Annotated in this window: 18 protein-coding genes and 3 pseudogenes; 11 read left to right on the top strand and 10 right to left on the bottom strand. The window is 61.5% G+C overall.

What is annotated here, in order from left to right; translation table 11 throughout:
- The first annotated feature begins 330 nt into the window (after window positions 1–330).
- Entirely contained in the window at window positions 331–1,677 is a 1,347-nt protein-coding gene (locus HWY30_RS19515) for an NAD(P)/FAD-dependent oxidoreductase (RefSeq protein ID WP_090811627.1), read from the top strand.
- A gap of 335 nt (window positions 1,678–2,012) precedes the next feature.
- Here the strand turns inward: HWY30_RS19515 and HWY30_RS41710 are convergent.
- Together HWY30_RS41710 and HWY30_RS19510 are read right to left on the bottom strand one after the other, a co-directional pair.
- Window positions 2,013–2,141, bottom strand: a pseudogene (locus HWY30_RS41710) (cupin domain-containing protein); the annotation flags it as partial.
- Window positions 2,142–2,143: 2 nt separating this feature from the next.
- Window positions 2,144–2,734 carry a LysE family translocator gene (locus HWY30_RS19510; protein WP_090811625.1) on the bottom strand — a complete coding sequence of 197 codons (591 nt, stop codon included), beginning with the start codon at window positions 2,732–2,734 and terminating at the stop codon, window positions 2,144–2,146.
- Window positions 2,735–2,834: 100 nt separating this feature from the next.
- Here HWY30_RS19510 and HWY30_RS19505 point away from each other — a divergent pair, with 100 nt between their 5' ends.
- Entirely contained in the window at window positions 2,835–3,725 is an 891-nt protein-coding gene (locus tag HWY30_RS19505; RefSeq protein ID WP_090811623.1) for a LysR substrate-binding domain-containing protein, read from the top strand.
- Window positions 3,726–3,814: 89 nt separating this feature from the next.
- On the opposite strand, the gene HWY30_RS19500 is transcribed toward HWY30_RS19505, so the two are convergent.
- Window positions 3,815–4,705, bottom strand: coding sequence for a LysR family transcriptional regulator (locus HWY30_RS19500; protein ID WP_090811621.1), 891 nt, complete (start codon window positions 4,703–4,705; stop codon window positions 3,815–3,817).
- 121 nt (window positions 4,706–4,826) lie between these two features.
- Here HWY30_RS19500 and HWY30_RS19495 point away from each other — a divergent pair, with 121 nt between their 5' ends.
- Window positions 4,827–5,567, top strand: coding sequence for an SDR family NAD(P)-dependent oxidoreductase (locus tag HWY30_RS19495; protein WP_090811619.1), 741 nt, complete (start codon window positions 4,827–4,829; stop codon window positions 5,565–5,567).
- Window positions 5,568–5,603: 36 nt separating this feature from the next.
- On the opposite strand, the gene HWY30_RS19490 is transcribed toward HWY30_RS19495, so the two are convergent.
- Window positions 5,604–6,353: an SDR family oxidoreductase gene (locus HWY30_RS19490; protein WP_090811617.1), complete on the bottom strand. Its 750-nt coding sequence runs from the start codon at window positions 6,351–6,353 to the stop codon at window positions 5,604–5,606.
- Window positions 6,354–6,452: 99 nt separating this feature from the next.
- Between HWY30_RS19490 and HWY30_RS19485 the strand changes: the two genes are divergently transcribed.
- Together HWY30_RS19485 and HWY30_RS19480 are read left to right on the top strand one after the other, a co-directional pair.
- Window positions 6,453–7,367: an AraC family transcriptional regulator gene (locus tag HWY30_RS19485; RefSeq protein ID WP_090811616.1), complete on the top strand. Its 915-nt coding sequence runs from the start codon at window positions 6,453–6,455 to the stop codon at window positions 7,365–7,367.
- Between the two features lie 8 nt (window positions 7,368–7,375).
- Window positions 7,376–7,807: pseudogene (locus tag HWY30_RS19480) on the top strand (glycine cleavage T C-terminal barrel domain-containing protein); the annotation flags it as partial.
- 105 nt (window positions 7,808–7,912) lie between these two features.
- Here HWY30_RS19480 and HWY30_RS42720 read toward each other — a convergent pair.
- The 5 genes from HWY30_RS42720 to HWY30_RS19455 form a co-directional block, all read right to left on the bottom strand.
- Window positions 7,913–8,113 (bottom strand): BON domain-containing protein, encoded by a 201-nt coding sequence (locus HWY30_RS42720; RefSeq protein WP_341809936.1) that lies wholly within the window; start codon window positions 8,111–8,113, stop codon window positions 7,913–7,915.
- 436 nt (window positions 8,114–8,549) lie between these two features.
- Entirely contained in the window at window positions 8,550–9,995 is a 1,446-nt protein-coding gene (locus tag HWY30_RS19470) for an adenylate/guanylate cyclase domain-containing protein (protein ID WP_090811612.1), read from the bottom strand.
- Between the two features lie 118 nt (window positions 9,996–10,113).
- Complete coding sequence (locus HWY30_RS19465; protein ID WP_090811610.1) at window positions 10,114–13,419, bottom strand: adenylate/guanylate cyclase domain-containing protein; 3,306 nt, start codon at window positions 13,417–13,419, stop codon at window positions 10,114–10,116.
- Window positions 13,420–13,721: 302 nt separating this feature from the next.
- The gene (locus HWY30_RS19460) at window positions 13,722–14,669 is read right to left on the bottom strand and encodes a pseudouridine-5'-phosphate glycosidase (protein ID WP_090811608.1); all 948 of its coding nucleotides are present in this window, start codon (window positions 14,667–14,669) and stop codon (window positions 13,722–13,724) included.
- A gap of 62 nt (window positions 14,670–14,731) precedes the next feature.
- Window positions 14,732–15,394 (bottom strand): dihydrofolate reductase family protein, encoded by a 663-nt coding sequence (locus HWY30_RS19455; RefSeq protein WP_090811606.1) that lies wholly within the window; start codon window positions 15,392–15,394, stop codon window positions 14,732–14,734.
- 264 nt (window positions 15,395–15,658) lie between these two features.
- On the opposite strand from HWY30_RS19455, the gene HWY30_RS19450 reads away from it, so the two are divergent.
- The 4 genes from HWY30_RS19450 to HWY30_RS19435 all read left to right on the top strand — a co-directional run bounded on the left by HWY30_RS19450 (window position 15,659) and on the right by HWY30_RS19435 (window position 18,689).
- Window positions 15,659–16,168 carry a DUF1269 domain-containing protein gene (locus HWY30_RS19450; protein ID WP_090811604.1) on the top strand — a complete coding sequence of 170 codons (510 nt, stop codon included), beginning with the start codon at window positions 15,659–15,661 and terminating at the stop codon, window positions 16,166–16,168.
- Window positions 16,169–16,314: 146 nt separating this feature from the next.
- Complete coding sequence (locus tag HWY30_RS19445) at window positions 16,315–17,442, top strand: aminotransferase class V-fold PLP-dependent enzyme (RefSeq protein ID WP_090811602.1); 1,128 nt, start codon at window positions 16,315–16,317, stop codon at window positions 17,440–17,442.
- Between the two features lie 353 nt (window positions 17,443–17,795).
- The gene (locus tag HWY30_RS19440) at window positions 17,796–18,428 is read left to right on the top strand and encodes a hypothetical protein (protein WP_244144945.1); all 633 of its coding nucleotides are present in this window, start codon (window positions 17,796–17,798) and stop codon (window positions 18,426–18,428) included.
- Window positions 18,429–18,689 (top strand): hypothetical protein, encoded by a 261-nt coding sequence (locus HWY30_RS19435; RefSeq protein ID WP_090811598.1) that lies wholly within the window; start codon window positions 18,429–18,431, stop codon window positions 18,687–18,689.
- 198 nt (window positions 18,690–18,887) lie between these two features.
- On the opposite strand, the gene HWY30_RS19430 is transcribed toward HWY30_RS19435, so the two are convergent.
- Window positions 18,888–19,286: a VOC family protein gene (locus HWY30_RS19430; RefSeq protein WP_090811596.1), complete on the bottom strand. Its 399-nt coding sequence runs from the start codon at window positions 19,284–19,286 to the stop codon at window positions 18,888–18,890.
- 462 nt (window positions 19,287–19,748) lie between these two features.
- On the opposite strand from HWY30_RS19430, the gene HWY30_RS19425 reads away from it, so the two are divergent.
- Together HWY30_RS19425 and HWY30_RS41085 are read left to right on the top strand one after the other, a co-directional pair.
- Window positions 19,749–20,087, top strand: a complete 339-nt coding sequence (locus tag HWY30_RS19425; protein ID WP_026226100.1) for a P-II family nitrogen regulator — start codon at window positions 19,749–19,751, stop codon at window positions 20,085–20,087.
- 28 nt (window positions 20,088–20,115) lie between these two features.
- A pseudogene (locus HWY30_RS41085) lies at window positions 20,116–20,396 on the top strand (ammonium transporter); the annotation flags it as partial.

Here is a 20,396-nt window from a genome sequence, read left to right as displayed (position 1 = left end):
ACGATCACCCCTTTGACGACCACGCCGAGTGGAAGGGCACCGAACTGCGTTTAGCAGTACGTTCGAGCGCCTGGCCATCGCGGCGAGCCGACTGCGCCTAAGTGAAGTCGCGCGCCGGGTCTCGGGCATCGTGCGTGTGAACCTGGAGGGGATTCCAGACAGTGCGAGTACGCCGTTGAGGGCGAGGTCAGTAGGAGATCTCTCAATCAGAAAACCTGAAGGCAGCCATCAGAACTATGAGATTTTCCTGCCGTCGGGCTTCTGCGATAGTTGTTCTCAACCGTTGTGTTGGATTTCCGTACCGCGCGTCGTCGTCCAGGGAGAATCTGCATGCATCGTTTTGTGATCGTGGGAGGAGGGGCGGGTGGCATCGAACTCGCAACGAGGCTAGGCGATCGTTATGGTGGTCGGCAAAGCGGGGCGCAACGTGCCTCCATTACGTTGATCGACCGCAACCCGACGCATATCTGGAAGCCCCTGTTGCACGAGGTCGCAGCAGGAAGTCTGGACCCATTCGCACAGGAACTGGCGTACGCCGCGCAAGCCCAGTGGCACGGCTTCCAGTTCATCCAGGGCGAACTTGTCGGACTGGATCGTGGCTCGAGGCAGGTCCTGCTTGCGCCACTGCTCGATGACGACGGAACCGAACTGGTACCGCCGCGCCGAATCGGGTACGACTCGTTGATTCTTGCCATCGGTAGTACAACGCACTACTTCGGCGTGGCGGGCGCGGCGGAAAATTCGCTCGCGCTTGACAACGTCGCTCAAGCGGAACGCTTCAGAAAGCGCCTGATTTCAGCTTGCATTCGCGCCGAACAACAACGAGACGCCGGTGAGCGGAGTGCATGTGGCGTGCCCGTCGATCACGCGCCTCGTGTTCAGGTCGCGATAGTTGGCGGGGGCGCTACGGGCGTGGAATTGTCCGCCGAATTGCGCAATACGGCGAAGGTACTTTCATCATACGGCTTGCATCGGCTCGACCCCACACACGACGTCGGGATCGTGCTCATTGAAGCTGGGCCGCGGATTCTGCCAGCGTTGAAAGAACGCGTGTCCACCGCAGCTGCCGGACTGCTGGACAAACTCAATGTCAAGTTGATGGTCGACGAGCGGGTCGCGGAGGTCGCGCCCGGACTCATCCGCACGAAAAACGGCAAGACGATACGTGCGGATCTCACGGTGTGGGCCGCGGGCATCAAGGCACCCGCGGTGCTTTCAACGCTCGATGGGCTGACCGTCAATCATCTGGGGCAACTCAGTGTGCGTCGCACGCTTCAAACGGATCTCGACGACCATATATTCGCATTCGGCGATTGCGCGGCCTGTCCATGGTTGGGTTTCGAGCGCAATGTTCCACCGCGCGCCCAGGCGGCTCATCAGCAGGCATCGTTTTTAGTCAAGGCACTTGCGCGACGGATCGAGGGGAAAAAGCTTCCGGAGTTTGCCTATCGCGATCTCGGCTCGCTAGTGTCGCTCGGGCACGCGAATGCGGTAGGGAGTCTGATGGGAGGTCTTATCGGCGGCAGCATGCTCGTGGACGGACTGCTTGCTCGCTTCATGTATTTGTCGCTGTATCGGATGCACGTTGCAGCGCTGCATGGCTATGCACGCATGATCGTCAATACCCTCGCGCATCGGCTCCGTCGAAGCACCGCGCCGCACGTCAAACTGCACTGAGCACCATTTCGCTTCGGATGGCGAAAGGGTCTGGCCGCCACAAGTCAATCAACCGGTTCTAAACCCAGGAAGACGGAGGGAACACTATGAACAGCTCCGATCTATCGCCTTTCAGCGTCGACTCGAGCAGATGTGCGACGCGCGCTCGAAACGGCGAGAATGGCTCTGAAAATCGATCGCGCTCGGTATATAGATCGTTTCTCGCATCGACGGTATCGACGATCGCTTCGAATGTTCCTGAGAGGCCGGACGTGGCGTCCGCCGCTGTCCTTGGCTACAACTGACACGCGTTGTCTGGACACGGAAGCGGAGCAGACATCCCTTCCCGCTTCAGACCCGCGCACTTTCGCGACCTTCACGTACTGATCGTTGACCTGTGCGACAACTTTCGGCGACCAATGATCCGACACATCGGCGAACGCGGCTTCAAGGTCGAACGATTCGGCGAACGGATGGGAAGACATGCTTATCTCCAGGTCGGAATGAGGGATGCGGCGAGCAGCACACCCATCGCGAGATTGAGAATGCGCCAGTGGCGCGGCGTCCGAAACAGCCGCGCGAATAGCACGCCGAGCGCACACCACAGCGCGAGCGACGCGCACGCAGTCACCCCGAACGCTGCACCGAGCAGCATCGCGAGGCGGTTCGGATTGTTTGCGAGCAGCGCGAAAGACGCCGCCGCGCCAACCGTCATCGCCCAGCCTTTCGGGTTGAGCCAGAGCAGCAGGAAACCGTTGACGAGCGAAACCGGCCGCACGGGGCCATTGCTCGCGTTTGGCGGCCCGCTGCGCGCGATGCGCCACGCGAGCCACAGCAGATACGCGGAGCCGAGCGTTCTCACCGCCGTTTGCAGCGATGGCAGCGTGAGAAGCAGACCGCCAAGCCCGAGTGCGGCGAGCGCAGCGAGCAAGGCGAGGCCCATCGCGATGCCGAGCATCAGCGGTATCGAGCGTACGAAGCCGAAGCGTGCTCCTGAGGCGGCGGCGAGCGTGGTCGCGCCGCCGGGCGTCACGGTCGCGACGGCGACGAAGAGCAGAAGCGGCAGAATCGAGGTCATCGGTGCACATTCGGATCAGTGAATTCGCACTGTACGGATCGTCAAGGCATCGTGAAAGCTAATAATATTGATGCGGTACATTACGCCGCATAATGCATAGATGAGCCGAAACCTCGACCTCGATCTGGTCCGCACCTTCGTTGCCGTCGCCGATAGCGGCAGCATGACGGTCGCCGCGAATCTGCTGCACATGACGCAAGGCGCCGTGAGCCAACAGGTGAAGCGCCTCGAAGATGTGCTGGATTGCCTTCTGTTCGTTCGCAAGACGCGCCGGCTGGAACTGTCGCACCAAGGCGAGCAGTTTCTCGTGAAGGCGCGCAAGCTGCTGCGGCTGAACGATGAAATCTGGGCCGACATGACCGGCCAGCCGTTGCGCGGCGCCTTGCGTGTGGGCGTGCCTTACGATCTCGTGACGCGGCTCGCGCCCGCGATGAAGGCATTCGCCGAGGCGCATCCGCACGTCGAAATTTCGTTGGTGTGCGCGGCGTCGCCAGAGCTGAGCGAAGCGGTGAATAGCGGTCGCGTTGACGTGTCGTTGGTCGAATATGTCGCAAGCGAAGCCGAAGGTGAAGTGGTCTGCATCGAGCCGTTGGTGTGGGTCAAGGGGCGCGGCAGTGATGCATGGCAGAAGCGGCCGTTGCCGCTGTCGATGGTAGACGAGCGTTGTGCTTTCCGTCCGGTGGTGCTCGGCGCGCTCGCGGACGAGGGCATTGCGTGGCGCACGGTGTTCGAGAGCGGAAACATCGAGGCGACCGCCGCAACGGTGCGCGCGGGCCTCGCGATCACGGCCTGGCTCGCCTCCACGGTGCCGGCCGATCTGGAGACGCTCACGTTTCGAGTCAGCGGCTTGCCTGCACTGCCTGCGTTCGCGATCTGTCTGCGATTGCCCGCGACGGTTCAGCCAGCAGCACAGGAATTCGCGCGCCATGTGCGGGATTCGATGTCGAGCGACGCAGGCACTCGACGCGCGCCGCTCGCGAACATTGCGTGACGGACGGCGTTTGAAGTGCGCGCCGGAATCGACTGATTCAGACGCACGCAGTGCCGCCAGCCAGCTTTTAGTTCACGGACGTCGCGATCCTACAAGCGCTGCGGCAGCGCAGCAGCAAAATAGTCAGTCACCCGGCGCACGCGCGCAGGCACGAAACGACGCCTCGGCCAGATGATGCTTACATCACGGGCGTCGCGAATGAAGTCGTCCAACACGGTCACAATGTCGGGATGCTTGAGTTCGTCGGCGAGCGAGAGCTTCGCGAAGAGGCCGATTCCCACGCCCGCGAGCACGGCCGATCGTATTGTCTCGACGCTATTCGACGACAGGTTGCCTCGCACCGGTACGCTGAATCGGCCTCGTGGCCCATGAAACGGCCAGTTTGCCGACTCCATCAGACCGCCGTAGAGCAGGCAATTGTGATTGGCGAGTTCGGTAGGATCCTTCGGTACACCGTATTGCTCGAAATAGCGACGCGATCCGACGCAGACCAGCGGGGTGCTCGCAATCCGCTTCACGACCGAATCCGGATCGTTGACGGAGCCCACTCGAATCGCGAGATCGATTCGATCCTCGACCATATCGCGTACGAAATCCGACAACACGAGCTCGACCCGCAGACCAGGATAGCGCGACAGCAGCTCGGGAATGAGCGGAACAACGTGCAGGCGACCGAACGTAGAGGCAGAGGCGATCCGGACCAGCCCCGAGACATCCAGCGTGCTGCTGGTCAGTTCGCTGTCGGCCACCTCAATCTCGTCCAGCAACGGCTTGGTGCGTTCGTAGTATTTCTGCCCCTGATCCGTCAGGGTCACGCTGCGTGTGCTTCGGTTGAATAGCAGCACGCCCAGGCGCTTTTCCAGCGCGCCGATCGACTTACTGATCGCCGACTGTGACTCGCCGGTTCTGCGCGCCGCGGCGGAAAAGCCACCCGCTTCAACGACGGCGAAGAAGGCGTTCAATTCGTGAAACCGATCCATTGTATTTCTCTCGTGCGATCTATTCTCTCGGTGAATGGATCTTATGATAAATCCGCCGATTATCATTCGCAGGGGCCGCAATTACGATGTCACTTCCATTCACCAACAGGCAGAAGCTTCAATGTCTACTCTCGCAGGGAAGATCGCCGTGATTAGCGGCGGAACGACGGGTATCGGCCTGGCGATCGCCAGGCGATTCGTCGCCGAAGGCGCTCACGTCTTTATCTTCGGTCGGCGCCAAGGCCAGCTCGACGAGGCCGTCAAACTGCTCGGACGCAACGTTACCGCGCTTCAGGCCGACGCCGCGAATCTCGATGACCTCGACCGTGTCGCTGCGGCAGTCAGGGGCGAAAAAGGTGTCGTCGACATCATCGTGTCGAACGCGGGCTTTACCGAGCAGGCTTCGATCGACACCATCACGCCTGAGCATTTCGACAAGGCATTCAACCTCATGGCGCGCGGCCCGGTATTCCTGGTGCAGAAGCTGCTGCCGTTGATGACAGGTGGCGGGTCGATCATCCTGGTTTCGTCGGCCATGCACGTCATGGGCATCCCTGGTCATACCGCCTACGCGGCGACCAAGGCCGCGTTGCGTTCCTATGCCCGCACCTGGGCCGCCGAATTCAAGGATCGCGGCATTCGCGTCAACATGCTTAGCCCCGGTGTCACCGACACCCCGATTCTCGACTCCCAGTCGGCGACACGCGAGGATCTGGTGAGCATGTACAAGAGCATGGTCCCGATCGGTCGACTCGCCCGCGCCGAGGAGATGGCCAGCGCGGCGCTCTTTCTCGCCTCCGAACAGAGTTCCTATATGACGGGCGCGGATTTGATGAATGACGGCGGCATCGGCCAGGTCTGAGGCCCGAGGCTCTCATCTCGGCGATTTTTACTCGTGCTATTTAGCGGCCGCGTTGTACCACTCGACAGCGTCCTCGCCGGCGGGGATGTTGAACGGGCTCGATGAATCGGTCGCTGCGAGCCAAACCGCTTCGGCGACATCCGATGCGTGCGTGACGGCCGTTTCTTTCTGCCAGTTTGCGAAAATCTGCTCCACGAGCGCGCCGTACGGCTCGGCGAATCCGTCTTTCATACGTGCCTGCGCGTTCTCGCCGAAGCGGGTGGAAGGCGCGCGTCCCGGCAGCACGACACGCACGCGCACATTGAACTGCTCCAGTTCGAGCGCGAGCGATTCGCTGAACGCGTTGACCGCGGACTTGCTCGCGGTGTAGACCGACAGCAAATGCAGCGGTCTGCAGGTGACGGTCGACGTCACATTGATGATCACACCTTCGCGGCGCTCGCGGAACTGCGGCAACACGGCCTGCGCCATCGCAATGGTACCGAGCGTGTTGGTCTCGAAGATATCGCGCACGGTGTCCATCGGCGTTCCTTCGAGCGCGTTCAGAAAACCGATACCCGCATTGTTGACGAGCACGTCGATCCGACCGGCGGCATCGATGACGGCGCGAATGCTTTGCGGGTCCTTCACGTCGAGGGCGAGAATCGAAAGACGATCGGAGCGCGGCAAGAGGTCTTTGCGTGGCGCGCGCATCGTGGCGATAACGCGCCAGTCGCGATCCAGAAAATAACGCGCGATTTCGAGGCCAAAGCCGGACGAGCAACCGGTAATCAAGACGGTCTTCATGTCGAATCCTGTGGTTGGTGACAGTCCCAACACAATAAGTCCTGACCACCGGGACTCGCTACAATTGAGCGTCCAGGTTTCATTCGAAATCGTCCGATCATGATCGACCCGCTCGCCGAAATCGTCACATTGCTGAGGCCGACGCCCACGTTCTCGAAAGTGCTGAGCGGCGCCGGGCGCTGGCGCGCGAGCCGCACGGAAGTCGGCCAGCCGTTCTATTGCGTGGTGCTCGAAGGTTCCTTCCGTCTATCCGTCAATGGTTGCGAGCCGCTCATTCTTCAGGCCGATGACTTCGTGCTCGTGCCCGAAGTTTTTAGCTTCACGATGACGAGCATCAACCCGCCCGACGATGACGACGTCTCCGATATCGCGCCCGCGGCACTGCCCGACGGCAGCTTTCGTTTCGGCGATGCATCGGTCGCGCCAGAAGCCCAATGGCTTGCGGGCCTCTGCGCGTTCGGTTCGCCGGATGCGGCCTTGCTTGTCTCGCTCTTGCCCAAGCTCGCGCACGTGCGCGGTGAACCCAGGCTGGCGACGCTCGTCAAGCTCGTGAGGGAAGAATCGCGCGCGCAGCGGCCCGCGCGCGAGGTCGTGCTGGCGCGACTGCTCGAGGTGCTCTTCATTGAAGCGTTGCGAGCCACGGGGACGGGGGCGTCGCCCGGACTCGTCCGCGGCCTCGCCGACGCCCGTCTCGCGCTCGCCATCCGTCATATGCACGAGAGTCCGCACAAGCCCTGGACGATCGCACAACTCGCAAAAACCGCCGCGCTTTCACGGTCCTCTTTCTTCGATCGATTCAGCCGCGCAGTCGGCGTGGCACCGATGGAGTATCTGTTGTCGTGGCGCATGGCCGTCGCCAGGAGCCTGCTGCGCCGGAACGAAGTCAGCATCGCGGTGATCGCGGAACGTGTCGGTTACGGCTCGGCGAGCGCATTCAGCGTCGCGTTCACGCGTCATGTCGGGCTGCCGCCCACGCAGTATGCTCGAGACGCAGCGAATGTCGTCGCTCGATAGCGTCATAAAAAGGCTATCGGGCCTGGGGCCGCGAGCTTTCGCCGGATTGCAATCCGTTCGAGGCAGGCCTGGCGTTCGCCTGCAAGCTCGACCGGGACATCGCCTTCCGCGGTCGCGACGCCCTTCTGCGTCTGCGCGAGGCGCCGCTGCGCCGGCGTCTCGCGATCCTGACGGTCGACGGCGCCGAACATCTGATGCTGTGGGGTGGCGAAGCAATCTTGCGCGACGGCAAGCCGGTAGGGGCGGTAACCTCAGCCGCGTTTGGGCATACATTGCGATGTCCGGTTGCAATGGGTTTCGTGAACCGTGCCGATGGTGCCGCCGATGCCGCGTGGCTCACGCAAGGCCGCTATACGATCGACGTGGCGGGCGAACAGGTGAGGGCAATCGTGCATCTTAGGGCGCCATACGATTCGCGATCGGAACGCGTGAAGGGCTAAATGCAGCGAGCTGAGGCGCGAACGACCCCAAAATCAGGTTTTCGCGCAACAGTCGCGCGTTGCGCCTTCGTGGAGCTTCCCGAAGTGATGAGATCAACATCGAGCCTATCCGGCCGATGCCGCGAGACGTTGCTCAATGCTTGCTGCATCGCTCTTTCGCTCTGTCAATCTGTTCGTCACCGACGTGACTCCGAGCACTGATCTTGCTGCATTGCCAGCGCGCGAGATCTGCCAGCTTTCCGGCACCGATCCGGTGAGCGTGACGACGCCGTGGCTCGCCCTGATGTGAATCTCTGAATCATCCATATCCGGTACCCGCCTGAGGGCGCGGCGAACGTCACGAACTATCGAAGTATCCGGCCTGGGTCGAGGCGGCGAGCCCGAGGCCGCCACCCTTTGTGCGACCGCGCCGGCCGTCGCGCTCATACCTTGTTGCGCGTTCGCATAGGCCGCGCCACTCGCGATGGCCGCAATTAACATTGCGCCGATTATTCTGCTCGCATTGCTTATGTTCATGCTGGCTCCTTTGGGTTCTGCCAACCTTGCAAAATCCGCTGTCCGTGTCGAACGATTTCTTTGACCAGCAAATCCAGGTCGCGAGTGTTTCCTCGGAACGCGGCGGAACGCCATGCATAGGGAGCAAACCGGCTGCGTCGTTCTTCTCCATCTCGGCACCTGTCGGGTTCGACGTTGAGCAAACAAGAATAGCCGCAGGAGGAGGCAAGATCGGCGCCGTAAGCCGTCACCACTCGGACACGATGCGATACACGCTTGCCCTGCCCTGGAGGCCGCGAAGCGGAGCCTCAAATTCGACGACAGTGCGGCCACCAAGGAGGTCGCGGACCCCAGGCGCACTATAGAGCGCTTCCGAAATGCAAATCTCCCCGGCATCGGCGAGAGACTGCACGCGCGCGGCGACGTTGACGGCCTGGCCGAAATAATCGAGATTGTCGTTCAGTGTCACCGCAATCGACGGCCCGCAATGTGCCCCGATCTTCAGGATGATCGCCGGTTCTCCACGTTCGCGATTGAAGCGCCCGATTTCCTCCACGATACTCAACGACGCGGAAACTGCGTCCGTCGGTCGACAAAAGACGGCCATCACAGCGTCGCCAATCGTCTTTACGATAGCGCCGGAATACCGTTGTGCGATCATCTCGAGCAAGGCGAAATGCTGTCTGACGAGGCCGTACGCATTCAGATCGCCGATGCGTTCATACATGGCCGTCGAACCCTTGAGATCCGTGAAAACGAACGTCACTTGCCGAATCCCAAGGCCTTCCTTCTCGTCAACGTTCTCCGAGCGGAACAGGCGCCGGAAGGTTTGTCGCGCCACCAGCGCCCCGCCGGAGAGATACGGTTCGAATTCGAGCGGCGGCTTGATGGCCTGAGCGACGACCTCTGGAGGCCAATTGATCAAGAGCAGCGACCCGCGCGTGCTCCCGGCATTCCTTACTTGAATGACGACAGGACCAGGCGGCACAACGCAGAGCGCCGGGGCAAACCGTTGACCGTCATAACCGACCTGCAACAGTGTCGGCGAGGTAGCGGCCTCACCAGCGATCGGAACAATGAGAGCGGCTTGTGTCTCGACATTCACACCCGTCAAGGCACCGGGGCCAAGAACAGCCTGCAGGGTCGTCGTCGAAGCTGGCGGCAGGAACGTGAGGCCGCGCACGAGCCCCCGCAAGAAGTCGAGAAACCGGACTTGCTGGCCGGCGAACCGACCGTCACCGTTAAATCGCAGTTTCCAGTGGAAATCTTCCACGGAAAGCGACTCGGGATCGTGGAACGTCAGCCTCCGAAGTTCGGGCGATATTGAAAACGTGACCTGGATGAAATCGTCGAGGTCGGTTTCGCCCGTAACGTCGCATAGCCCACAGACATAATGGGTCTTGAGAGTGCGCAATGATCCGAAGCTGTGGAGGACCATTCCCGACTGCGGACAAAGAACGTCCCAGTTCATCTCGAACAATCCGTATCGCGCCGCATGAAGAAAGAGGTCAATGCATTCAGCCTCGCTTATGCCGCGATCTCGCGCAAACGCCAGCGGATTGACCCGGTAGACGGACAGCTCGTCGCCGCTCCTGATCAGAGTCTCGAGCTTGGAAATGACGCGCGGACTCCATGATCTCGCCTGCTCGATCGCGATCATTTTGCTCTCGAGAAGCCGATCGTCAATGTTCATCGTCGTGGCCAGGTCAACGGAAAACAGTCAGACACAACTGCCGTGTCATGTCGCTTTACCTTGGATTGCAAGATACGGTGATGGTTGGACGGCGTCAACAGGAGTGAGCGCGGCGACCCTATCCTCCTCTATCGGCCTCGCCCGAAAGCGCGGCCTCGATCGCCTGGAGCGCATAAAGGAAACCCAGGCCGCTGCCCTCCTGCCGTAGCCGCTGGAGTTCCTTCAGCGATGCCGGATCGCGATTGCCGGTTCCATACGAGACAAGCGCCCGTGCGCGCGCCACGAAAAATCCGGAAAAGGGCGATGGCTCGCGGCGTGCGTAGTCTTCAAGGGCCGCAGCATGGTGCGCGGCCGCATCCCAGCGTTTGCGGTCGATGCATGCATCTATCGCATCACGTCGAAACAGAAAGTGGTTGTGGCTCACCGCTCCGGCCGCGAGCAAAGCTTCGCCCTCCGCGAGCGCCTGTGCGAAGACAACGGGGTCGTCCGTCGTGCGCGCGAGCACGCCGAGATATGCGGGGCCCAGGTAATTCATGCCGGTCTCCCGGCTGATCGACAGCGCCGCTTCGATATCGGCGCGCGCTTCGCGCGGACGGCCGGCGACCCGATGCAATTCCGCGCGAAACGCGAGCGCTTCACCTTCGAAGCGCCTTGATTTCAGCTCGCGCGCGCACTGTAGCGCAGGAGCGACGTGCTCCCACGCATGATCCCACTCCGCGCGATCGTGCAGGCAGTGCCAGGCAGCGTGATGGGCGACGGCGAGTGCGCGGGGATGCCCGACCTTCTGCGCTGCGGCGACGCTGGCAAGCGCGGCGTCGAGTGCGCGCGCGGCTTCGCCGGTAAACCACGTCGTGATCGCCCGCATCGGAAGGTTGGCCACCTCGATCCGTCCGAAGCCATGGCATTGGCAGAGATCGATGCAGCGGCTGAAGGCCGCCTGGGCGCTGATCATCCGGCCGCGCATGTACTCGCCGTCGCCAAGGCCGCCGAGTGCGGCCGCCTCCTGTTCGGGATCACACGCGTCGCGCGCGAGGGCAAGGCTGCGCCCGTGCTCACGCAGGCAGCCGTCGATATCGCCGCGGGGAAAACACAGATTGCCGCGCAGGAAGTGAATGCGCGCCTCTTCGCGCAACAGGCCTTGGGAGGCTTCAGCGGCGTAGTCGAGGTCGGCCCATGCACCGTCGAGATCGTCGATGATCCGCTTCACCGTGGCCCGCCCGATCCATGCGCGGCAACGCTGCGCGTCCGTCGTCGCATATTCGAGGGCGATTTCGAATGCATGAAGTGCCGACTTCATGTCGCCCAGCTCATGCAGGACGTTGCCATGTAGACACTCGAGTGCGGCGCGGTCGCTACGTTGATCCGCTAGATCGAGACCTCGTTCGACAAGCCGGAGCGCGGCTTCATGGCGGTGCCCCGACGCCTGCGAGCGCGCTGCTTCGCAATAGGCGAGCGCTGCCCCGGGTTCTCCCGCGCGATCGAGATGTTCGGCTCGCAGGACGAGGTCGCGCTCGCCGTACCACTGTGCGGCGCGACGATGCAAATCGCGGCGCCGGCTTTTCAGCAGCCCGTCATAAATGGCGTCGCGAATCAGTGCGTGATGGAAGATGAATCCGGTGCCTTGACGTCGTAACAGCAGACCGATCACAAGCGGTTCCAGCGCAACGCCGGCATCAGCATCGGCGCCAGCGCCATCGACGAGAAAATCGACCGCCTCCTTCTCGAACAACTGGCCGAGCACCGAGGCAGCCTGCAGCACTGTCTTATCGGCGGGATCAAGCCGATCCAGCCGCGCCTGTACGAGGCTTCGCACCGACCCCGGCACGCCGGTCCCTTCGCCGTCCTGCGCATCGTTCAGCAACTGCTCGAGAAACAGCGGATTGCCCGCCGCCCGTTCGATGCAGCGTCCCGCCAGACCTGCCTGCGCCCCGGGAAACGATCTGGCCATCGCATGCGCGTCGCCGGCGCTCAGCGGACCCAGATCGATCAGCGAATACGGTCCGCCGGTCGCCACGCGCCACGGCTCTTCACTCGAATCGCCGTGCGTCCGCACTGTCAGGACGAGTACGGCCGGACATCCCGCCATCGTTTCCGACAGTCCGGCGAGGTCGCGAAGCGTCGATTCGTCCGACCAGTGAATATCCTCGACGACCAGTACCCGAGGTTGCTGGCGGCTCGCGCGTTGGACGAGCCGGGTCAGGGCGTTGCGTCGGCCGCGAACGCGCATTTCATTGTCCATGGCGTCGTAGACTGCCCGGGCCTCGAACCCCATCGGCAAATCGACCAGATCTTCGAGAAAGAGTGCGTCGCCAGCGTCGATCAAACCGCTGGCGAGCGCGTGCTCGACGCCAGCGGCACTCGCAGCTTCGTCAGTTGAGCCGTCGGCTGTCAACAGGCCGCGCACGAGAGACTGGATTGCGCTACGTCCGGTTGACGCACCGAAGTCGAGCACGAGGCCAGTATGAGAAAGGAATCCTGACTCCCGTGCCTCGCGTTCGAATTCCTCGACCAGGCGTGTTTTGCCGATCCCGGCCTCGCCGCGCAGCAGAACGGTGCGTCCGCCTCCGGTGTCGCGGCAGGAATGGAGCACGGATCGAAACTGCCGCATCTCATGATGCCGGCCGACGAACGGCCGGCCCGGGCGTGAGCGCCGAAGGCCGGCAATACACCACGCCATGACCGCTTGCGCGAAGCCTTTGACCGACAGCGCGCCGCGTTCGACACAGTCCAGGCGGTCAGCCAGCGGGCGTCGCACGCTTTCCGAGATCAGGATCGTCCCCGGCTCAGCCGCATCGGTGAGACGCGAGGCGAGGTTGACCGTGTCGCCGGTGACGGTGTATTCCCTATGAGTCGCGCTACCGGTGCCGCTTGCGACGACTTCGCCGCCGGCTATGCCGATATGCACGCAGACCGGGCGGCCGAGCGCACGCGACAGGTCGGGCATTCCGTCCCTGATCGCGAGTGCCGCCCGCACGGCGCGTTCGACATCATTGCCATGCGAGACCGGCGCGCCGAATACTGCCATGACGCTGTCGCCGACGTGCTTGTCGACGTGCCCGCCATGCTGCTCGATGGTGCGGTCAACCTGCTCGAAGTAGCGATCGAGCACGGCGAGTACTTCCTCCGCGTCGACTTCACGGCTCATCCGCGTGAAGCCACACAGATCGGCGAACAGGACGGCGACCTGCCGTCGTTCGCCTTTCGCCTCGCCTGGGCTCGCGCCGCTATGCCGGGGCCCGGTTCGCGCCCGCAATTCAGTCAAGGCATCGAGCAGTTTGCGGCGATGACCGACCGACGCAATACCCAGTTCTTTCAGATCGTCCGCGGTGAGGTCGCGAAGCACGTCGGCGTCGATGGCGTTCTCGCGAAACACCGGTTCATACCGCTCCATTCCGAGGCTGTGCAGCCACACGGCGACGTCCACGCGCCCTCCTGAGAGGAAGGTGTCGAATCCGTCAAAGATAGCACGGGGCTGGCTTCGTGGAGCTCTGCGCCCCGGGCGGCGGCCGACACATCGCTGCCGCCCATGGGCGCGGTTGTCGACCGGTGGAAAGCAGCGGAGAAGGTGCGTCTTGCGCATTGCCGATTGGACGCCTGGGACTTCCGCGAGGCAGATATCGACGAGCCAGCGCCTCATATAGCGGCGGGGCGAACAGCTTCGGCACTGGCTCGAAATCAGCGCGGTGGCCGTCAAGGAAATACCAGCCGCGCGAAACCGCAGTGAGGCTACACCGCGCCTGTGCTGGGCTTTGAGCGTGCCAACGCTAGCGCAAGCCTTGCGCCGACCTCGGCGTTGTGTTTCACGAGCGCGATGTTTGTGGCCAGGCTGCGCCCGCCTGTCAACGCCTTGATGCGCGCCAGCAGGAAGGGGGTGACGGCCTTGCCGGTGATTCCTTGTGCAGCGGCCTCGTCGAGCGCCTGCTGGGTCAGCGCGTCGATCTCTTCGAACGACATCGCTGCGGCTTCCGGCACCGGAGTGCTCAACACCACACCGCCGTCGAGGCCCAGGTCCCACTTGGTGCGAATGAACCGTGCCTGTTCCTCCGCGTCGTCCAGCCTGAAGTCCGCGCGAAAGCCGCTGTCACGCGTGTAGAACGCCGCAAAATTGTCCTGTTCGCAACTGAGCACCGGCACGCCGTGGGTTTCCAGGTATTCCAATGTGAGCCCGATGTCCAGGATGGACTTCGCACCGGCACAGATCACCGCCACCGAGGTCTTCGCCAGTTCTTGCAGGTCGGCCGAGATGTCAAAGGTTTCATGCGCGCCTCGGTGTACGCCGCCAATGCCTCCGGTGACGAAGACCTCGATGCCGGCCAACGCCGCACATATCATCGTGCCAGCCACGGTCGTGGCGCCCAGCCCGCCGCCGGCCAGCACGGCCGGCAGGTCGCGGCGGCTGACCTTATGGACGTGGTCCGATCGGCCGATCGTTTCCAGCTCGTCATCCGAAAGGCCGATGTGGATTCGCCCATCGATCAGCGCAATAGTCGCCGGCTCGGCACCCGCGTCACGGATCAAGGCTTCCACTTCGCGCGCAGTGCGAACGTTCTCCGGGTAGGGCATGCCGTGGGCGATGATGGTCGATTCCAGCGCCACGAGCGGGCGACCGGAGGCCTGCGCAGCGGCTGCAGGCGCGCTCCAGGTCAACCAGGAGCGTGCAAGGTCAGCAACCATGTCGATCCTTTCGGTGGTGTGATTCACTGAAGTATGCGGTACAAGAGGCCTTCAGCGAGTGCTTAGGCGTCCGTGTGCCCTTGGCGCCTTAGGACGACATGCGTGGCCTTCTCCGACGCTACGAATTCAACGCATTCGTATCCCAGAGCCCGCAAGTCGACCCCTTCGAACAGCGATTCTCCCCGGCCGAGCAGGACCGGCGCGACGGCAATGTGCAGATCATCGATGAGGCCCTCGCGAAGATACTGCTGAATTGTGTCCGGCCCACCGCCGATCCGCACGTCCATTCCGGCAGCGGCCTCGCGTGCACGGTCGAGCGCCTCGCGGATGCCTCCTGTTATGAAGTGGAACGTCGTGCCGCCTGCCATCTCGATGGGGGGACGAGCGTGATGGGTCAAGATGAAGACTGGAACGTGATACGGTGGATTGTCTCCCCACCAGCCTTTCCAGTTTGTGTCCGGCCAGTCCCCACGAATGGGTCCGAACATGTTGCGCCCAAGAATCCAGGCCCCGACATTCTGAAAGCCACGGGCGGCGAAATCATCGTCAACCCCGGTCGTACCGCCGTCCTTGCCGAACAAGGCTTGCTGGAACGTGTGTGTTGGGACTAGCCACTGATGCAGTTCCGTCCCGCCAACGCCGAGCGGATTGTTGATGTCTTGATGCGGGCCTGCACCGTATCCGTCGAGCGAAATGGTGAAGCCCGCAACGCGAACGCGTGTCATCGTTTGCCTCCGTTTAGACGCCTAACGTAATGTGGACCGCAAACCTGCATGGTTTGCCGGAACTACGCGAAATAGTCCGGCAGCAGATTTTTGCTCAACCCTATGTCTCCAGGAGAAGTTTTCCGAATTTGTAAGCTGGCATACAGCAGCGACCATCCATCCAAACACGGCACGCACCTGCCCAGAGCCAACGTTTGCCTGCCGCAGGCGTACGATGAACGGCATAGTCCCGTTTGAGGACGGCTTGATTGATGGAGGGTCGAGATGAGACGTCTTTATTTCCTCGCATCTGACACGTCGACGGCGAAGGCGATCGTAGACGACTTGCTGCGGACGCGGATCACATGGCGACATCTCCATGTTCTCGCGAATCACAGCGTCGCACTCGAACAGTTACCCGAGGCAACTTTGCTGCAGAGCAGCGACGTCGTGCACTCGCTCGAACGAGGCGTGGCGCTCGGCGGTGCGACCGGAGCGCTTGTCGGCCTCGTGGCGCTGGCGTTTCCTCCCGCGGAGCTCGCTATTGCGGGCGGAGCCGTCGTCGCATTGACGTTGGCGGGTGCCGGCTTCGGGGCCTGGACGGCCGCGATGATCGGCGTCGCCGAACCGAATGCACGACTCGAGCGCTTTCGGGACGCCATCCGTGACGGCCAGCTCCTGATCATGGCCGACGTGCCTGGATCGCGCGAACAGGAGATCGAGCAGATGGTCGCGCAGCATTTTCCGAAGGCCGATATCGAGGGCGCGGAGCCCACGACACCGATCTTCCCCTGAGAAGCAGTCGGGACGAGGCGAGCGGCGCCACCTTTGGCGCGACTGCGATCGAAGAAGGGCGGGGACGTCTCGGCCGATACCGTTGCAGGCAGCTTTCGTTAGAATCTGTCTTCGATTCTTTTACTCGTCAATTACCGGAGGCGAAGGTGCCAGGTTTACTTCCCGATGTCGACCGCGATGGACTCCTCGAATATTCGGTCGTCTACACCGACCGATCGATCAATCACATGTCGCAGCTCTTTCAAGGAGTCGTACGCGATATTTCCGGCGCCCTGAAAAAAGTCTACAACGCGAAGTCGGCCGTTATCGTCCCGGGCAGCGGGACTTTCGGCATGGAAGCCGTCGCCCGGCAGTTCGCGACGAACAGGAAGTGTCTGGTCATCCGCAATGGCTGGTTCAGTTTCCGCTGGTCGCAGATTTTCGACATGGGCGACATTCCGTCTGAATCGGTGGTGTTGAAGGCGCGTCCGGTCGAACGAGGTAGGCAGGCCGCATATGCACCGGCTCCGATCGAAGAAGTCGTCGCTGCGATCAAGGAAAACAAGCCGGATCTGGTCTTTGCGCCGCATGTCGAAACCGCATCCGGGATGATGCTGCCTGATGCCTACTTGCGCGCGGTGTCCGACGCGGTGCATGCCGTCGGCGGCATGTTTGTACTGGATTGCATCGCCTCCGGTACGATCTGGGTGGATATGCAGGCCAGCGGCATCGATGTCCTGATCAGCGCACCGCAAAAAGGATGGAGCGCGTCACCTTGCTGCGCAATGGTCATGCTCAGCCCTCTCGCCCGCGAAAGAATCGACGCAACGACCAGCACCAGTTTCGCTTGTGATCTTGGGAAATGGCTGCAGATCATGGAAGCCTACGAGAACGGCGGGTTCGCCTATCACGCCACGATGCCCACGGACAGTCTCGCGACGCTGCGCGACGTCATGAAGGAAACCGAGGCATATGGCTTCGAGAAAGTCAGAGCTGAGCAGCTTGAACTCGGCAAGCGCATTCGCTCGCTCATGAGTGACAAAGGTTTCAAAAGCGTGGCGGCTGAAGGTTTTCAGGCTCCTGGCGTCGTGGTCTGCTATACGGACGATGACGGCATACGATCCGGCAAGAAATTCGCCGATGCCGGCTTGCAGATCGCGGCCGGTGTTCCCCTTCAATGCGACGAGCCAGAAGACTTCAAAACCTTCCGCGTTGGATTATTTGGCCTGGACAAACTGCATGACGTCGAAGGTGTGGTCGCCAGGCTCGCCAAGGCGTTGGACAGTATTCTTTAGAGCGTTTTTCCAAAGCACGTGCGCGTGGCTCGCTCTCGCGACCGGCCGCCGCACGGCGCCGCGAAACTTCATTTCTCATCCGACGCATCAGTCGGATAACCTTTTCAGTCTGCTCTTTTCATCCCGCCAGGATACCAGCTCTCAATCGGAGTTTCTAACACGCTTTAATTCGGGGTTTTTTGAGATGGTGCCTTGTTGCACAATCGGGCCTCCTTTATTGCCTGTGAGGCACTATGCATTCAGTTTCCCTAGGCTCTCATCGCGGCGCCCACGAAAGGCGGCACGGACATTTCTTTTCGATCAGCCTTAGCAGATCGTTCTACCTTCACATCGAGTCTCCCTGGCTGTTTGACGTGGACCGGTGGTTCCACTTTGCATTGCCGGCGAGCGTACCTCGCGAAGCACACGACGACACTGTGCAGGCCATGGAAGAAGCGCGCGCAGCGTGGCTACAACATAGCCCGTCCGTGCTGGCGTCGCATCAGTCATACGAGTTACGCGATATGCTCGGCCGGAGTGAAAACCGCTTTCATATGCACAGGATGGACGACCATGAGATCGCCAAGGCCCTATACAAAGAAGTGAAGAACGGCAACCTGCTCTTTGTTCCCGAACGGGACGAGATGCGCAAGTGCGTGCAGGCGATACGGCAGCAGCGGGAAAAGGCTTCCCGCTCAGCCGCCGTGCGCGCGCAGAAACCGGCCAACGCGGACATGCTAAGGTCGCTCTACCGCGACACCCCACGCGTGCCGCAGAACTTCGACAATGCGCAGCCGTTCAAGTACACACCGGACGCGATAAGCGACGATGTGCAGAGCATCGCGGCGCGCGGAGTGAGCGAAGCGCACGACGCAGAATGCCACGCGCAGTACGAACGAGACATGGACGAATGCACTGCCTATCGGATGGCAATGGGTGGGCAGAGATTCATGGATGTGTGCTCGCAGAGAGCATTTCAGAACTATCAACGATGCAGAGGATATTGAATGGCAACTCACCCCCAAAAGCGATGTGTCGTGGTCATGTGGTCGGAGGAAAAGCAGGCACTGGTCTCCTATACGCTTGACGTTGAAAAGGTGCTGGCGGTTACCACGCGACAGTTTCCTTTAGAACTGCCGGTGGCCGACTACAACAATACGCTGGACGATGAGTTCGCGCGTCGGTTCGGCGCGGCGACGCTCAATCTTCTCGCTCTCTCAAATCCTGAACTCAGGCCGTTCATCAAGATTACCTCGGCTAACGACTGACTTGCTGAATGGAAGCCCTCGACGGGATCATCGGGGGTGACGAATGCATCAGGAAGTCAACCGAATGTTAGGTGCACTGAACAGTAGCCGACCCGATCCCGTCGACCGCTCGCGCCGCCTCGACGGCAATTTTCAAGTCGAAACGGGTACCGCTTCGAAAATAGGCCGGTGTATAGCGTGTTCGGGGCTTTGCGAATGCTACGGAGTCATGGGATCGTGACAACAAACGCAAATCCTGTTTCCCTCCGGGTCGCGGAAGTACCCCCCGTAATAGTCCGGGTGATAGCGTGCTCGCAAGCCGGGAGGACCTTCGCAAGAACCTGAGTTTGCCAGCGCGCTAGCGTATGCGTTGTCGACTGAACGACGATCAGGCGCAAGCAATGCCACCATTTGACCGTTTCCGTGTTCTGCGGAGTTGCCATCATATGGCCTGCCGATAAGGAAGAGCGGGCGCGGCATACCCTCAGCCATCCAACCAGCCCACGGTTTATCTGGCTCGCAAAACTTCAGTCGATGTCCCAACTCGCTCATGACGGCCGAATAGAACTTCAACGCACGGTCAAAGTCACTAACCCCAACGAAAACATGCGAAATCATCCTGATCTGTTCCTGTTCCTGTTCCTGTTCCTGTTGCGATGTCTTTGCACGTTATCACGGCGGAGTTGCGCTCGACCTCTTGAACGCTCGCAAGCGTCGGGCGTGCGAGTGGAAACCTGGAAGCTTCGATTAATGAATATGTAATGACAAGCGGCAGAACCGTGCACGCATGCCCCCGATTGGGCGGACGACGGGAAAACGCGCTCGCACATGGTGCCTGGGTAGATTCCATCTGTACACCGCATTCCGCCAAGAAGCCTTCTGACAGTGCTGCCGCCCAATCCCGCTCCCTTCCTCACAACATCCATCTGACCGCTGAAGGACCCGAAGTTCGGCTCCTCCGATAACTCCCCGCTCCAGTACCTGCCGTGCAAATGGCATGACAGTTGCTTTGAACGTCTCCGCGCTGAGCCACGGTCATTCGCGGCCAACATCGGGATCGACGGTCAACGGAGAGGCAAATTGAAACTAATCAGTGCGGTCATTAAGCCATTCAAGCTTGATGAGGCTCGAGAAGCCTTGTCATCGCTTGGCGTCTCTGGAATCACGGTTACGGAGGTCAAGGGTTTTGGGCGTCAGAAAGGGCACACCGAACTGTATCGGGGCGCGGAGTACGTCGTCGATTTCCTGCCGAAAGTGAAGATCGAGGTCGCCGTCCCGGACGACATCGTCGATCAGGCTATCGAGGCGATCGAGCGTGCGGCGCGTACCGGAAAGATTGGTGACGGGAAGATCTTCGTGACGCCGATCGAACAGGTGATCCGGATCCGCACGGGCGAGACCGGCGCCGACGCCCTATAAAAAAACACTGGGATAAGAGGAAAGAAAAATGCGCAAACTGTTGATGACGTTGTTGATGGCCGGCTCATTGCTCGCCGGCGGGCTGGGCTCCGCATTCGCGCAAGACGCCTCGGCGCCCGCGGCCGCCTCCGTGCCGGTCGCGCAAGCGTCCGCGGCTCCAGCGGCACCGGCCGCGGCGGATGCCGCTGCATCGGCGCCGGCCGCCCCAACCGCACCTTTCTCGGTCGATTCATCGAAGATCAACTCCGGCGACACCGCGTGGATGCTGACCTCCACCGCGCTGGTGCTGTTCATGACGATCCCGGGTCT

This window comes from Paraburkholderia tuberum STM678 (assembly GCF_902833905.1).
In the GTDB taxonomy this organism is placed as follows: domain Bacteria; phylum Pseudomonadota; class Gammaproteobacteria; order Burkholderiales; family Burkholderiaceae; genus Paraburkholderia; species Paraburkholderia tuberum.
Note: the sequence above shows the minus strand (reverse complement) of the source record. Positions and strands in the feature narration are given on the sequence as shown.

Bases quoted from the DNA above. Each gene is read 5' to 3' on its own strand.
- HWY30_RS19500 (WP_090811621.1), bottom strand. From the start codon at position 4,705: ATGGATCGGTTTCACGAATTGAACGCCTTCTTCGCCGTCGTTGAAGCG.
- HWY30_RS19510 (WP_090811625.1), bottom strand. From the start codon at position 2,734: ATGACCTCGATTCTGCCGCTTCTGCTCTTCGTCGCCGTCGCGACCGTG.
- HWY30_RS19485 (WP_090811616.1), top strand. From the start codon at position 6,453: ATGATCGACCCGCTCGCCGAAATCGTCACATTGCTGAGGCCGACGCCC.
- HWY30_RS19455 (WP_090811606.1), bottom strand. From the start codon at position 15,394: ATGACACGCGTTCGCGTTGCGGGCTTCACCATTTCGCTCGACGGATAC.
- HWY30_RS19460 (WP_090811608.1), bottom strand. From the start codon at position 14,669: ATGGTTGCTGACCTTGCACGCTCCTGGTTGACCTGGAGCGCGCCTGCA.
- HWY30_RS19515 (WP_090811627.1), top strand. From the start codon at position 331: ATGCATCGTTTTGTGATCGTGGGAGGAGGGGCGGGTGGCATCGAACTC.
- HWY30_RS19435 (WP_090811598.1), top strand. From the start codon at position 18,429: ATGGCAACTCACCCCCAAAAGCGATGTGTCGTGGTCATGTGGTCGGAG.
- HWY30_RS19505 (WP_090811623.1), top strand. From the start codon at position 2,835: ATGAGCCGAAACCTCGACCTCGATCTGGTCCGCACCTTCGTTGCCGTC.
- HWY30_RS19490 (WP_090811617.1), bottom strand. From the start codon at position 6,353: ATGAAGACCGTCTTGATTACCGGTTGCTCGTCCGGCTTTGGCCTCGAA.
- HWY30_RS19450 (WP_090811604.1), top strand. From the start codon at position 15,659: ATGAGACGTCTTTATTTCCTCGCATCTGACACGTCGACGGCGAAGGCG.
- HWY30_RS42720 (WP_341809936.1), bottom strand. From the start codon at position 8,113: ATGGATGATTCAGAGATTCACATCAGGGCGAGCCACGGCGTCGTCACG.
- HWY30_RS19470 (WP_090811612.1), bottom strand. From the start codon at position 9,995: ATGAACATTGACGATCGGCTTCTCGAGAGCAAAATGATCGCGATCGAG.
- HWY30_RS19495 (WP_090811619.1), top strand. From the start codon at position 4,827: ATGTCTACTCTCGCAGGGAAGATCGCCGTGATTAGCGGCGGAACGACG.
- HWY30_RS19430 (WP_090811596.1), bottom strand. From the start codon at position 19,286: ATGATTTCGCATGTTTTCGTTGGGGTTAGTGACTTTGACCGTGCGTTG.